The sequence below is a fragment of the Treponema sp. SP13 genome, assembly GCF_050938355.1.
GTDB lineage: Bacteria > Spirochaetota > Spirochaetia > Treponematales > Treponemataceae > Treponema_D > Treponema_D socranskii.
Map to the genome: position 1 here is coordinate 302,486 of NZ_JADOVM010000003.1, position 12,855 is coordinate 315,340.

The window sequence follows — 12,855 nt, forward strand, 5'->3', positions numbered from 1 at the left end:
AAAATAAAAACTTTTTCATACCGCCAAGATGCCCCTGCCTGCCGAGACAGGATTTTACAAAAGCCGGCAGGGGCGTAAAAACTACTTGTCGCTTTTTACCGCATTTGTAATAAACGCGATAAGAGCCGACACGCCCGCGACCACCGAGAATACAACCACATCGAACCCGCTCACGCTTTCTTTCATCGCGCCGCCGAAGCCGAGCGCGACAACCGAAGCCGCAAGCAAAATCCATGCGATGATTCTGACCGCTTTGTTCTTAAAAAACGCGACGATTTTGCTCATAGCAAACCTCCGACAAAATATCAAAACGGCGCCCCTGCGCCGTAATGCCCTATTTGTTCAGCGCGGAAACGATCCACGCAACCGCGCTTGACGTTATAACCGTAACCGCCGCTCCGCCGATTTTTTTCCACACCGAAAGCGCCGTGTTCCCCGATTGCTTTTCAAGCACATCGAGCCGTCCGTCCAATGCAGCGATACTTGCATCCACCTTTATTTCAAAATGTTCCACTTTTTCACACAACATCTTGACATCGCGCGCGACGTCGTTTTCCTCGATTTTTTTTTGATGTAAATCAAGCGTCCGCTGCATTGACTGTACCCGCTCATCAAGCCGTGCCAAAACCGCACCCTGCGCACTGAACATTTCAGCGACGTTTTCAATCCTTCCGTACATCTGTTCGAGTAAACCCCGCTGTGAAACCTGCTGCTGCTTTACCGCCATATATCTCCCGCCCTCCTATTCTTCATCACTTTCCGCTTCGGATTTTGCGACCGGTACGCCGTTATTGTCTTCGTACACATGCGGCGTAAAACCGATACGCTCCATAAGCTCGTTTTCTCTCTTGCGGGTTGCCATCACCTGCCGGAACGACAGTCCGCAGGCGCGCCGCGATTCGATATCGAACGTCGTAAGCCCGTTATCAAGCGCTTTTTGCGACGCGTCTATTTCTTTTTCACGATCGATTGCAGGCCGCGAAAGCCCGATCCACGCGCAGTCAAGCCACGCCGCAATGACGCGCCATGCGCTCCCGTCCGCGTGCGCTTCGATAAATCCCGGAGCCGCAAGCTGCCCCGTCAAAACAGCCTGCGTGATAAACTCGCAATAAACCGGCGTGCAAATACTGTCCGAAAGCCGTTTAATCTGCCGTTTCAAATACACTTCAAACTCAATATTCGCTGCGCGGGAAGCGCTGTAATTGCTGCTGAATTTAAGCAAAAGAATTTCAGGCGGAATATCGTGCGTCCATGCAAGAGCCGCAAGAATGGCGCCCTCGAACGTCCCGTAATTCACGTTCGGGCGGTTCGTCTGAAAACTCTGCACTTCCTCGCCGTACGGTAAATCAAACACCGTCCCCGGTTCATTGACTTTCATCGGAAGGCGCGCTTTATCTTCGCCCCTGTACACAAACTTTGTGCCGGGCTTAATATTCGGCATATTGTCGGTAGGACGGGCACCGCTCACACCCGTTTGATTTTTTTTGATAAACCACACAAGCATCGCATTCACGACCGCCGCCCTCGTTTCCGCGTCACGGTATCTGTCAAGGTCTTTGAGCATATACAACGTGTCCGCAAGAAACGGTTCACCGCGGATATCGTCGACAAGCGTCTTCGATCCGTATACCATCCACGCGATCCGCCGTCCGCTCTTTTCGCCGCGGCACGGTACCCGCTCATAGGATTCCTTGCCGTTGATCTCCTGTCTGATATGGAACGCCACCTGCTTGCCGTATTGATTGAACTCCACGCCGTGACGAATATAATTTCCGTTGCGCGGGGTATAATCCGTCGGCGTGCGCACCGCGTCCCCGTTCACCCATTGCCAAGAGGGGAGCTTCGTATTCCTGTTGATCCGCGAAATGATAACGCCGTCCCCGCAGATAAGACTTTCCGTCCGCACAATTTCCTGAAACTTGCCGAAAGTGATTGTCCCGTCGTAATCGAAAACAGCGGGGGTAGACGCATACAAACCGAACTGCGTAGAAAACGCATCTCCGTATTCAACTCCCAGCTCGTCCCGCTTCGCTCCGTCGTCGTACGGCCAAATAACCGATGCGACGGGCGTCGGCGCAAGGATAAGCCCCGTATGAATTTCATTCAGGACAAGGCGGCGGATAATACCCTTTGCGTAAATATTTTCGCGGAAAAGACGCAGCGACCGTTTCCGCAGCGTCCAATAATCGACAAAATCAAAATCGCCGAGCGCACCGAGCGAACCCGAAAATTTCGAGCCGTCCCAGCCGTCCAGCGCTTCCCGCGCGAAATCCGCAAGATAAAAATTATAATTGTCGAGATGTTTTTCAGTGATTCGCATATTAAAATCCCGGTACGATTCGGAACGCTCCGCCGCCCGACAACGCCGATTCCAACTGCGCGATTTCGCCCAAAAGCTGGCGTTTGACGGCATACAGATTTTGCAAGTCGGTACGTTTCACCGTTTGCTTATCCTGTCCCGTATCGATCGTGTATTCCTGCACGCTGCTGTTCGTAAGCGTAAACGCGAGAATTGCGCGATCGATTTGATTCAGTAAAACCTTGTCGTGCTGCAGCTGCATTCGTACGCGGCTGTCCGGCGAAAGGTTTCCGACACCGTCGGGATCATCTAAATAAATACCCATATTTCAAATTATGGGATTTGTATGAGAATTTCGCTATATGGATTTTAAAAAAATAATGTAATCAGGATTTTTACTTGTGTATACTCGCCCCGTTTGCGGACTTCTCACGTGAGAAGTCCATATAGCGCGGGAAGCGGGGAAGGGCTATAGTCGGCTTATGGCATCGGTAAAAATATTTCGCGGGCCTCATGCGTTCCGCAACGTCATCAGAGACACCGAAAAAACAATGCTGCGCGCAGGGGCGAACACCGTAAACATAACTGCGTTCCGAGCGCGCAAAAAAGCGATCGAAAACATACAGCGCAATTTTATAACGCGAAACACGTTCACCGCGCGTCACGTACTCGTCGATCAATGCCCGAAAGGCGTCCGCCGTATCGATGACATTAAAGCGACGACCGGAGCGGTACGGGAAATCGCCTATATGGAACGGCAGGAATACGGCGGTATACATACCCCCGAACGCGGAAACAAACTTGCCATACCGACAAACGCCGCCCGATCCGGAAACGCATTCCGCGGCCGCATCCGCCGGCAATACAAAATGTCCGACATGCAAAAAGTGCGCGGCCCCTTTTCCAAATCCGGCACACGCCGCTCGCGTTCCGTCGCACGGGCAGCCGTCGCGGCAAAAACCGGCAAACTCATAAACTACGGTGGAAACCTGCACCGCGTCACCCGTTTCAAACGCAACGGGGCAAGCGTGTCATTCGTTTTAAAAATGATACGGAACTTCAAATTTTCAAACACGACGACAAAACCGCGCCCGTGGCTTCGCCCCGCGTCGGATTATGCCGCCGAAGATATGCAGAGAATATACAACAGCGAAATGGATAAATTATAGAAATTAGGATATATTATAACGCTCGTCAGCCCGATTTTTCAGCAACGCAAAATCATCGACTATATCGTTGCATGAATGATGCAAGAGCGGGCGCGTTTCATTCGCATAAAAATTATTTTTGTCGATAATGGTGAAGATACCAAATACCGACGAAAGCGGTTCATGCTTGTCTTTGTATTCCATGCCGAACGTGATTATCGAGAACAAGTGCCCGAGCTCGTGCGCAATAACGACACGGGCTTCCCTTGCATTCAGCATTGAATCGAACAAAATATTAAAACTATGATTTTTTTGATAACTCGCGCACCCGGTACCCTTTATTGCAGGATTATTTGACGACGGAGTACACGTAATACGAAAAGAAGGCGCATGGCACGCTTCGCGTACAAAATCTTCAAGCGAGCGCATAACATGCGCAAGATACTGGCTCTTCATTCGCTTATGAATGTCAGCATATTTATCATAAAGTGTTTTTATCGTCTGCCGGTCTATATTAAATTTTTCCGCAATATGCGCAACTGTTTCATCGGTAAATTCAAACGACCCCATCAGACGGCACCCCTCTGCTCGTAAAACGGCGGCACCTTCCATGTCTTCGTTAAAAAGAGTTCGAGCGCGAGTTCATATCGCAGCTTCCATGCAGGATTGTCCGTTGAAAAAAACATTTCCGGCTGATACATAGCCTCGACAAGCACATCATACCGCTCTTTGTCATCGGAAACCGAAAATAATGCAAATGTATTTTCGACTTCCTCTCGCGTCTCACATTCACGGATTCCGGCAACAAGCACTTGTCTGTTCGGCACACAAGTTTCTTTTGTTTCCATAGTTCCTTTCCTGTCTTTTGCTGATTATTGATTTCATAATACTATAACCGATTTCAAGCGTTTATTCAATAAAAATACTGTTTTATATTTAAAAATATATAGAAAAATTCAAATATATTCAAACCGCCGGAAACTCTAAAAAAACGCGCCGCAAGACTTTTCGTCCTGCAGCGCGTTCGCCGCTACTTAATCGTCGTCGCCCGTAAAACCGAGCAGCCGCATCTTTTGCGCGTTGAGCACATCGGCATCACCCAACAGCTGTATGCCCATACGCTGGAGCGTCCCTTTCCGAAACGATTCCCCCGCAGTCTGCGCCAACAAATCGCCGAGCATCTCCACGTCGTCGATTGCAGTACCCATCGCATCCGCGTCAAAATCAAGGCCTTTGTTCATGCGAACCTCCTGCCTCTTTGTCGGCAGTTTCCGCCTTCGATTCCGCTTCCCGCGCCTGCGCTTCATCAGCGGCATCCTCGTCGCTGAATTCCTCGTAGTCGTCGTCTTCCCAGTCGGCCAGCATATCCACGATGTCAGCCGGTATACCGCCTCCCGTCGGGATCACCCATGACGCCGGATGCTGCGTACCCCCTTCCTTTTCGGGAAAGAAGATGCGCGCGGTATTTTTCGGCACGTACGCCGAATACCTGCTCCCGTCGCACACCGACGCGATCGACATGAGCTTTGTGATGTCGAGACGCACTTCGCGCACGAACCACTCAAGCCCCGCCGCCGTAAGATTCGGCACCGGAAGCAGAGAAGTGACGGGAAACGCCGCGACGCGAACCGCACCGCCGATCGTTTCTTTGACGACAACCGCGTTTAATGCATCCGCGGCTTCCTGCATGGTCAAGCCTTTTTCCATAGCTTGTACCTCCATTTGATAAAATGCAGCCGGTTTAAAATAAAAAAAACCGTGACTGCGCATAACGCCCCCAAATGGTGGAACGTTCGGGCCCTCGCGGGTTACCGACAGTCACGGCAAATTCACACGACTATGCCTCTTTTGCCGCAGTATAAAGCTGCGGGCAAAAAAAACATCGCGTTACGGCGCGAATTTCCGCCATTTGAAGTTTCGTTTTATGCATCTATACTATGCGCCCAAACGGCGAATTTGTCAAGAGGCAAAAATAAAAAAAAATTAATAAAATTATGTCGTCGGCGTGTCCGCGTCCGCCCAGTAAAACTCGCCCGCTTTCGCGTAGTTCCAAAACGCTTCCCACTCCAAATGCCCGATGCCGAGCGTGTTCCTGCAGATATCGTCCGCGAAAATTTCAAGCGCCGTACGGTTATAGACATACGTGTCGAAGCCGTGATTCGCCGCGCCGAACTTTTGCCGCCAAATCGTTTTAAGCCATTGTCCCGTATTTTTGTCGATGACTTCGACTTTCTCTTCCGCTTCGAACATACGGAAATAATCGTCGTGAAAATCTTCCGGAAAATTCGGATACCACGCCGGCTGTTTTTCGCCTTCGTTCCACTGCAGCGAATTGAGCGCGTTGCTGATGCGGTCTTTTTGCTTGCCCGTGTTGACGTGATAGGCGAGTGGCAAGCCGATACGCGCAAGCGTCGCGGGCGAAAACAGCTGATACGTTTCGCCGTTTTTAATCCAGTCCATACCCTTACACGCGTACACACCCGTCGAAAACCGTCCGACAAACGAATACACCCAGTCCGTATAGCGGCCCGAATCCACAAGCGTGATCGCGATTTTGTAATGCTTTCCGTCATCTCCGTCGAATACGTGTTCGTCGATATACGCGGCGAGTTTATCCCACGGCCCGTTGAAATCTTCCGTCGGCCCGTCGATCGAAAAAAAATCGAGCGTCCACGTAACGCCGCCCCACGAATAGCCTTTGGTATCGACAAACAGATTGTTTTTCTGCACGTCCACACTGCACACGACGATTAAAATCGCACTGCCGGAATCCTGCGACGCAAGTTCGTTCGGCACGTGTCCGCGCGCAAAACCCGTCCGACGGTGAACCACCGCTTTTTCGTATTTAATGCCTTCGTTCTTTTCCTGAAAGGGCAGGCCCTGTTTTAAGTTTCTGAAAACGCGATACTTTTCAATGTCCTTCACGCGGTTCTCTTTCAAATCCCAACACGCCGCCCATGACGTTACATAATTTTCCCACGAAAACATTCCCGGCGGATTATACAGCGCGGTCAAATGAAACGAGCGCGTAAATAAATCATGTGCGGCGACGTCGGAGCGCCATTCGCCCTTTTGCATGATGATCGCCTTGTCGTAATTTTTCATCACGCCGCCGCAGTGCGGACATCGGTAGCCGACCGTCTCCAGCTTCGGCACATAATTTTCGTCGTTTTCCCAAACGATACCGCCTATCTGTTTTGTCCGCGTTTCGTCCCATACGCACCATTCGAGTTTTTGCATCGTTCCGCAGTATTTGCACGGCACGTAAAAATATTCCTGCGTTCCGTCATGAAACAATTTATTAATAATCGACGAGCGCTCTTCTTTCGGCGTCGAGCCGATATAGAGCTTGCTTGAATTCGGATATGCGTCGAGCCTCGCGAGCGCAATATCGTAAATCGATCCTTCGCCTTTTATCTTCGCTTCCATGCCGTCCGCTTCGTCGACAAGTTCGATTTTGTATGAAAAATTGCGGAAGCGGTTTCCGCTGCCGGCGCCGGTAGCGTGCAGATACCCGCCGGTATATTCTTTTTTCAGCGACGTATCGCCCGTGTTTTTCGATCCCGCCGCTTTTCGCGACTGCGCAAAAATAAGCGGCCGCAGTCCGCAGTTGTCTATCGTCGGTTCGATTTTCGTTCGCATCGCATCGCGCGCCATGCCCTCATCGGGCAGTACGTACAGCACCGGCGACGGTACCGCCCCGATGTAATACATCATAATCGATTCAAGCACTCCCGTCGTCGCGCCGATCTGATTGCCTTTCATCAGGTACACGCGCCGCGTAGGATTGTCAGGCGCGAAGCAATCGACGATCTCGCGAAAATACGGAAATTTTTCGTAGCTGAATTTGCCGGGAAACGGAGAAAGCGCGCGGTCAATATAGCGCACCTTTTCGATGTATTCACTCGGTTTTTGGTAGCTCCGTTTTTCCGTCAGACGCGAAAACTGTTCGACAATAAAATCGATATCGCTCGCATTGATACTCCCTGCATCAAGCATTTACGTCTCCCGCTGTATGGTATCTAAGCGATCGTTCAATTCGGCGAGGGCGTCGGCTTCCGTTTCCTGCCGTTCGTATTTTCCGCGCAGGGCGTTCACTTCGTTTATGATATGCTCTTTACTTCCGGCGACGCACCGCGTCAGATTGTCGCTTAAAATATTAATAATATCCTGCCGTTTCGTATCGCTGTCCGCCATTGCGACGGCGATAATTTGATCGACGACATTTTCCGGTACATCCAGCAGTTTATTCATCAGCTGATCTTCGAACGAAAACAGCCGCGAGACGACGAAATCTCTCGGCACTTGCGTAAGACGGCGCGCCTGTATTTTTTGATCGCGTTCGTCGGCCGCCGTCAAATCGCGCAGGATTTTCGCATAGCGTTCTATGTTGTCTATGCTCCCGTGTTTGATGACGAGATCGCGGAGCGTCATATTCAACGCTTCCTGCGCCGCGCCCGTCGTGCCGGTTGCGTTTCCTGCATACGGTACGGCAGCCGTATACGCGGCACTTCTCACGTGAGAAGTCGCCTGCGCAGTCGCTTCCTCTGCGATTCGGCGCGCCTCGAATTGCTGTCGAGACATTTGCCGGCGGCGATCGAGGTACGAGCGGTTCAGCGGGTTATCCGTATCGAGTTTTCCGGCGCTGTTTATGACGAGTGTATGATTTTTCTTTTTCGTTGAAATTGCCGCGCGGGAAACTCCCGCCATACGTGCAAATTCAGCTAATGACACTTCCATACTTGCTAACTGTAAAGACATTCGTGTTAAATCGCTATATGGATGTAAACTAAAAGCAAACCCGACACCGGACATGGCACACAAATTTTTAAAGGCACTCGCCGCCGAATAATTGCACCCCGTATCCCCCTGTCACAGTACCTTTTGTTCGGTAAAACATTTTATCGGCAAACAGTAAGAAAGTAGTGCATTTTTGCCGTGATAAACTTAATTCGCTATAGATAAAAAAGACGATATTTTTTTATCTCAAGGTACTGACTTATACATATACAAATTACTTTACCGCTTTACCGTATATAAATAGCTATATTAATGAATATAAATCATTAAAAAAACGTGGTAAAATACACAAAATTGAAAAATAAAAAAAAACGAAAAAAAATGAAAAACTCACTTTTTTTCGTTTTTTTTCAAATTCGATTCTCTCGCAGAAAATCAGCTATGTTTGCTATGGAAAAAGATAAAATTAATCAAAAAGCCGTTTCACTGCCGGCTTTAAATCGGCAATACCGGCAAGGGCGTCTTCGATTGAAGGGGTATTGTAGTAATCTGTCATGCCGACTTCGGTATGCCCTGCGAGCTTCATAACATCATCGCCGCTGACCATACGCCGCATTTTTGTAATATACGTATAGCGCAACGAATGCGGCGTGAGCTTTCTATCGGTAGTGTTTATTTTCGCCCTGCCCAGCGCGCGAGTAAAGACATCTTCCATGTATTCAACTCGTAATGGATCGCCGAAAGCATTGGTAAAAACAAAATCGTCGGGTTTTTTATTTCGTTGTATTATATAGAGTTGCATACGAGCCACCAAATCTTCCGGCAAGCAAACGGCACGATGTTTCGGTTTCTCAATCGAGCCTTTTTTATTAAAACTCGTTCTTGTGCCGTCTCGCTTGCAATAACCGTCAATAATCAACGCATCTCTATCAAATAAAAATTGTTTTGTACGAAGCGCCCGCGTTTCGCTTATACGCAAACCTGCATATACGGTACAATAAAAAAACAGGAACAACGTTTCCGCATCCGTTTTTTCCGCTGTAAAATTCTCTTGCGTAAACAGAATTTTAAGCTCATCTGAAGATAAAACGTCATAATCACCGCGTTTTCTTGCGAAGCGAGGAAAATTCGGTTTCATTACTTTTACATTGTACCACGCTGCCTCATCAAATATCTCCCGAAAAATAGAAACATATCGGTTTTTCCACGATCCGGAACGCGGTAATGCCATCAAATAATTTCCGACTTCACTGACGGTAATTTCATCTAAGCGATACGATCCCCATCGTTTGATAATATGGTCGGTAAAAATACGCGCCTCATGCAACGTCTCACGTACGACCGATCGGCCGAGTTGCTCTCGACGTGAAACGTGTTCGCTTCCGGGCAAGTACATATCTTTCGCGACATCTGAAATTAATAATTTTAATTTATTAACATCGGGAAGTTCACTGATAAACGCTTCCGCTTCGGCACGCGTTCGGCAGTTTTTACAAATCTTTTGATACTGTTTGCCGTTTAAAACATACCAGTAGTACCAACGTTTTTCGATTTTTCCGTTTTTGCCGACAACCGGCTTTTTGAATACATGATAATCCATAATGCAAGTCCTTGATATTTTATTGACATTCTGCCTGTACTTTAAAACAATACAAGGCTTGCAATTACTTATAATGCAAAGAATTAAAAGTGGAGATAGCCGGGATCGAACCGGTGACCTATAGATTGCGAACCTATCGCTCTACCAACTGAGCTATATCCCCGTATTTCACCATTATACTATAAATCGGCGATTTGTTTCAAGAGGGCGGGCAGTGCATAAATATCGGCCATGCGGAGCACACGTCCGGGGTGCAAAGGAGGCGCGGAAGCGGCGCTCAGCGCGGGAGATGCTCCCGCTCCCAGAGGCGTGCCGTTGTGAGTGCCGACGAGGACGGCGACTCCTCCGAGCGCCGCATATCCGTCGACGTATTTGAATTGGTCGTCGAAAAAGAGGCTGTTGTCCGTCGTGCCGCCGCATTTTTTGAGAGCGGCGCGGTAAGCGGTTTCGTAGGGTTTGCCTCTGAAATTACAATCGCGTATGTCGCAAATCGATTCGAACTCGTCGGCGACGTTTAATTTTTTGAGGACGCGCTCGGCGTGTTCGAGCGGCGAATTTGTTAAAATCGATTTCGGTATGCCGATCGATTCGAGAAGCGGGCGCAGGTTTGCATCGGCTTCCAGTTCGTCCGCTTCGCTTTCGGGGTGCATATACGCCAAATAGCCTTCGACATCGGTGAGACCTTCGCTTTGCAGCCATTCGAGCGTCGTGGAAAAATTCGGCAGATTGCGAAGGCGCTTTGCGCGCGCTTCTTCGCGGCTTATGTTAAAAAAATCCGAAACGAACGAAAGCGTGCGATCCGAAAATCCTGCCGTGATGCCTGCAGTCGGAGCATACAGCGTACTGTCGAGGTCGAATATAAGGCGTGTGATTTTCATGCTGTCGCTGCTCCTGTGTATTGACGGGTAGAAAATGTTCAAAGCAAGCCTTTAATAATTGCAATTTTTAAAAGTTCGCGTTATTTTAAAAAGCGTTCGGCGGCTTTTTTTACTTCCTGTACGTACTGCATATCGGCGATGAGCAGTCCGTCTTTCGATTCGATGACGGCGCAATTTTTTATGCCGAGCAGTGCGACCGCTTTTCCGTTTTCGGTGTGAATGAGATTGCCGGAGGCATCTTTGAAAAAAGCGATGCCGTTCGCCGCGTTTCCCAGTTCGTCTTTTTCGGAAAGTTCCCACACCATGTTCCACGAGCCGACGTCGCTCCAACCCGCATCGAGCGGAATGACGACGGCGTTTTTCGTGTGTTCCATGACGGTGTAATCGATCGAATTGCCTTCTATCGCTTCGAAATCGCTTTTATTGAGCTTTACGGCCGTATCCGTCCGTTCGGCATTTTTATACGCATCTTTTACGTGCGACAGCATTTCAGGCGCGAACGCTTTTATCTCCGCGAGGTAGAGTTCGGCGGGAATTGCAAACATGCCGCTGTTCCAAAAATAATTTCCTTCCGCAACGTATCGCCGGGCGGTCGCTTCGTCCGGCTTTTCTTTGAAGGCTTTGACCGGACGTGCATCTTCGAGCATACCCGCTTCGGTTTCGATATAGCCGTATCCCGTTTCCGCCCTTGTAGGCACAATGCCGAAGAGCGCGTATTTGTTTTTCAATGCGGCTTTATGCGCTTTTGCGACCGCCTTTTGAAATACGGGTACGTTTAAAATCGTTGCGTCGGAGGGGAGAACGAGCATAAGCCCGTCGCCTTCGTGCTCTGTACAGTACAGAGCTGCCGCCGCGATCGCCGGTGCGGTATTGCGCCCGACCGGTTCGAGCATGACGGGACGCTGCAGTTTGCCGATGTCCGAAAGCTGCGAGCGGACGAGTGCGGTATGGTGTTCGTTGCAGATTACGAGCGGAGACGACATAAAATCGAGACCGTCGAGCCGCATGACCGTCTGCTGGATCATCGTCCGCTTTGCGTCCGTGAGAGGAAGAAATTGTTTGGGTACGTCGGGTGTCGAAAGCGGCCACAGGCGCGAGCCCGAACCGCCCGAAAGGATTACGGGCAACATGGGACTACTGTATCACGCTTGGCGCCGAAAGGCAAGCGGCAGCGTAACGCCGGAAAGCCTGACCCGAGCGAAGCGAGGGATACGTCCGAATGAGCATTTTTCGAATATTGCACTGTGCACGGAAATTTGTTATATTCTTGTCAATTGAAAAGTTGGATGCATAATACATACGCACATGTACAAGAGGAATATATATGGCTCACTGTGTTGTTCCCGAAGCGGAAGCGATTCTCGATAAAGAATATCCCGTGCTCGACAAGGGTTTTGTCCGCCTTGTCGATTATTTCGGCGGAGACGCGCGGATTGTTCAGGCGGCGCGCGTTTCGTACGGAGAAGGAACGAAGACGGTTTCGCAGGACGGCGCGCTCATCGATTATCTTTTGCGCCACGAACACACTTCTCCCTTTGAACAGGTGGTGATGACCTTTCACCTTAAAATGCCGATCTTCGTCGCGCGTCAATGGGTGCGCCACCGCACGGGCAGGATGAACGAAGTGTCCGGCCGTTATTCGATCATGAAAGACGAGTTCTACGTTCCCTCCGATGAAAATATCGCACCGCAGAGTAAGGACAACAAACAGGGTAGGGCGGCCGAACCCTTTTCAAAAGACGAAGCGGAAAATATCCGAGCGGCGCTCGAAGAAGGACAAAAGGTTTCCTACGAAACGTATACGAAACTCATCGATGCGTCTCTTGCGCGGGAAATCGCGCGTATCGATTTGCCGCTTGCGCTCTATACCGAATTCTATTGGCAAATGGATCTGCACAATCTCTTTCGATTTTTAAAACTCAGGCTCGACGGACACGCGCAGTATGAAATCCGCGAATACGCGAAAGTTATCCTTGCGCTGTGCCGCACGGTCGCCCCTCTTGCGACGAAGTCCTTTATCAATCACATAAACGAAGGCGTGCGCTTTTCGGGCGAAGAGATGGAAGCGCTGCGCAAAATACTTTCCGGAGAACAAAATCCGCTCGAAGGAAAAAAGCGCGAACGTTTCGAAGAAAAACTGCGGACGGGAGTGCAGCTGTAGCGTGCCGGCAAAAGCGGTTTTTATTCGTG

15 protein-coding genes and 1 tRNA gene are annotated in these 12,855 nt (G+C 49.7%); 2 read left to right on the top strand and 14 right to left on the bottom strand.

The window, feature by feature from the left end:
- Positions 1-81: 81 nt before the first annotated feature.
- From IZU26_RS07665 to IZU26_RS07680, 4 genes are read right to left on the bottom strand one after another with little or no spacing between them, the layout of a single operon-like run.
- Positions 82-285 carry a hypothetical protein gene (locus IZU26_RS07665; RefSeq protein WP_433278040.1) on the bottom strand — a complete coding sequence of 68 codons (204 nt, stop codon included), beginning with the start codon at positions 283-285 and terminating at the stop codon, positions 82-84.
- A 49-nt stretch (positions 286-334) separates the two neighbouring features.
- Positions 335-727 (bottom strand): hypothetical protein, encoded by a 393-nt coding sequence (locus tag IZU26_RS07670; protein WP_433278042.1) that lies wholly within the window; start codon positions 725-727, stop codon positions 335-337.
- A 15-nt stretch (positions 728-742) separates the two neighbouring features.
- Positions 743-2,320: a phage portal protein gene (locus tag IZU26_RS07675; RefSeq protein ID WP_433278044.1), complete on the bottom strand. Its 1,578-nt coding sequence runs from the start codon at positions 2,318-2,320 to the stop codon at positions 743-745.
- 1 nt (position 2,321) lies between these two features.
- A complete protein-coding gene (locus IZU26_RS07680; protein ID WP_433278046.1) occupies positions 2,322-2,624 on the bottom strand; it encodes a hypothetical protein in 303 nt (100 codons plus the stop codon).
- A 157-nt stretch (positions 2,625-2,781) separates the two neighbouring features.
- On the opposite strand from IZU26_RS07680, the gene IZU26_RS07685 reads away from it, so the two are divergent.
- Positions 2,782-3,468 (top strand): hypothetical protein, encoded by a 687-nt coding sequence (locus tag IZU26_RS07685; protein WP_433278048.1) that lies wholly within the window; start codon positions 2,782-2,784, stop codon positions 3,466-3,468.
- A 3-nt stretch (positions 3,469-3,471) separates the two neighbouring features.
- On the opposite strand, the gene IZU26_RS07690 is transcribed toward IZU26_RS07685, so the two are convergent.
- From IZU26_RS07690 to IZU26_RS07735, 10 genes are all read right to left on the bottom strand, one after another.
- Positions 3,472-4,059 carry a hypothetical protein gene (locus tag IZU26_RS07690; protein ID WP_433278050.1) on the bottom strand — a complete coding sequence of 196 codons (588 nt, stop codon included), beginning with the start codon at positions 4,057-4,059 and terminating at the stop codon, positions 3,472-3,474.
- A complete protein-coding gene (locus IZU26_RS07695) occupies positions 4,017-4,295 on the bottom strand; it encodes a hypothetical protein (RefSeq protein WP_433278051.1) in 279 nt (92 codons plus the stop codon). The genes IZU26_RS07690 and IZU26_RS07695 overlap by 43 nt, the downstream gene beginning before the upstream one ends.
- A gap of 186 nt (positions 4,296-4,481) precedes the next feature.
- Positions 4,482-4,688 (bottom strand): hypothetical protein, encoded by a 207-nt coding sequence (locus IZU26_RS07700; RefSeq protein WP_433278053.1) that lies wholly within the window; start codon positions 4,686-4,688, stop codon positions 4,482-4,484.
- Complete coding sequence (locus IZU26_RS07705) at positions 4,672-5,154, bottom strand: hypothetical protein (RefSeq protein ID WP_433278055.1); 483 nt, start codon at positions 5,152-5,154, stop codon at positions 4,672-4,674. The genes IZU26_RS07700 and IZU26_RS07705 overlap by 17 nt, the downstream gene beginning before the upstream one ends.
- Positions 5,155-5,439: 285 nt before the next feature.
- The gene (locus tag IZU26_RS07710; protein ID WP_433278057.1) at positions 5,440-7,446 is read right to left on the bottom strand and encodes a terminase gpA endonuclease subunit; all 2,007 of its coding nucleotides are present in this window, start codon (positions 7,444-7,446) and stop codon (positions 5,440-5,442) included.
- Positions 7,447-8,187 carry a hypothetical protein gene (locus IZU26_RS07715; protein ID WP_433278059.1) on the bottom strand — a complete coding sequence of 247 codons (741 nt, stop codon included), beginning with the start codon at positions 8,185-8,187 and terminating at the stop codon, positions 7,447-7,449.
- A gap of 466 nt (positions 8,188-8,653) precedes the next feature.
- Positions 8,654-9,787 (bottom strand): tyrosine-type recombinase/integrase, encoded by a 1,134-nt coding sequence (locus tag IZU26_RS07720; protein ID WP_433278061.1) that lies wholly within the window; start codon positions 9,785-9,787, stop codon positions 8,654-8,656.
- 90 nt (positions 9,788-9,877) lie between these two features.
- Positions 9,878-9,950 (bottom strand) — tRNA-Ala (locus IZU26_RS07725).
- 16 nt (positions 9,951-9,966) lie between these two features.
- Positions 9,967-10,665 (bottom strand): HAD family hydrolase, encoded by a 699-nt coding sequence (locus IZU26_RS07730; RefSeq protein ID WP_433278063.1) that lies wholly within the window; start codon positions 10,663-10,665, stop codon positions 9,967-9,969.
- A gap of 80 nt (positions 10,666-10,745) precedes the next feature.
- Entirely contained in the window at positions 10,746-11,795 is a 1,050-nt protein-coding gene (locus IZU26_RS07735; RefSeq protein ID WP_433278065.1) for a mannose-1-phosphate guanylyltransferase/mannose-6-phosphate isomerase, read from the bottom strand.
- A 194-nt stretch (positions 11,796-11,989) separates the two neighbouring features.
- Between IZU26_RS07735 and thyX the strand changes: the two genes are divergently transcribed.
- Positions 11,990-12,826, top strand: coding sequence for an FAD-dependent thymidylate synthase (gene thyX / locus IZU26_RS07740; RefSeq protein WP_433278067.1), 837 nt, complete (start codon positions 11,990-11,992; stop codon positions 12,824-12,826).
- Positions 12,827-12,855 lie beyond the last annotated feature (29 nt).

Coding starts and splice junctions, on each gene's coding strand:
- IZU26_RS07695 (WP_433278051.1), bottom strand. CDS start 4,295: ATGGAAACAAAAGAAACTTGTGTGCCGAACAGACAAGTGCTTGTTGCC.
- IZU26_RS07700 (WP_433278053.1), bottom strand. CDS start 4,688: ATGAACAAAGGCCTTGATTTTGACGCGGATGCGATGGGTACTGCAATC.
- IZU26_RS07675 (WP_433278044.1), bottom strand. CDS start 2,320: ATGCGAATCACTGAAAAACATCTCGACAATTATAATTTTTATCTTGCG.
- IZU26_RS07710 (WP_433278057.1), bottom strand. CDS start 7,446: ATGCTTGATGCAGGGAGTATCAATGCGAGCGATATCGATTTTATTGTC.
- IZU26_RS07680 (WP_433278046.1), bottom strand. CDS start 2,624: ATGGGTATTTATTTAGATGATCCCGACGGTGTCGGAAACCTTTCGCCG.
- thyX (WP_433278067.1), top strand. CDS start 11,990: ATGGCTCACTGTGTTGTTCCCGAAGCGGAAGCGATTCTCGATAAAGAA.
- IZU26_RS07735 (WP_433278065.1), bottom strand. CDS start 11,795: ATGTTGCCCGTAATCCTTTCGGGCGGTTCGGGCTCGCGCCTGTGGCCG.
- IZU26_RS07670 (WP_433278042.1), bottom strand. CDS start 727: ATGGCGGTAAAGCAGCAGCAGGTTTCACAGCGGGGTTTACTCGAACAG.
- IZU26_RS07715 (WP_433278059.1), bottom strand. CDS start 8,187: ATGGAAGTGTCATTAGCTGAATTTGCACGTATGGCGGGAGTTTCCCGC.
- IZU26_RS07705 (WP_433278055.1), bottom strand. CDS start 5,154: ATGGAAAAAGGCTTGACCATGCAGGAAGCCGCGGATGCATTAAACGCG.
- IZU26_RS07690 (WP_433278050.1), bottom strand. CDS start 4,059: ATGGAAGGTGCCGCCGTTTTACGAGCAGAGGGGTGCCGTCTGATGGGG.
- IZU26_RS07665 (WP_433278040.1), bottom strand. CDS start 285: ATGAGCAAAATCGTCGCGTTTTTTAAGAACAAAGCGGTCAGAATCATC.
- IZU26_RS07720 (WP_433278061.1), bottom strand. CDS start 9,787: ATGGATTATCATGTATTCAAAAAGCCGGTTGTCGGCAAAAACGGAAAA.
- IZU26_RS07685 (WP_433278048.1), top strand. CDS start 2,782: ATGGCATCGGTAAAAATATTTCGCGGGCCTCATGCGTTCCGCAACGTC.
- IZU26_RS07730 (WP_433278063.1), bottom strand. CDS start 10,665: ATGAAAATCACACGCCTTATATTCGACCTCGACAGTACGCTGTATGCT.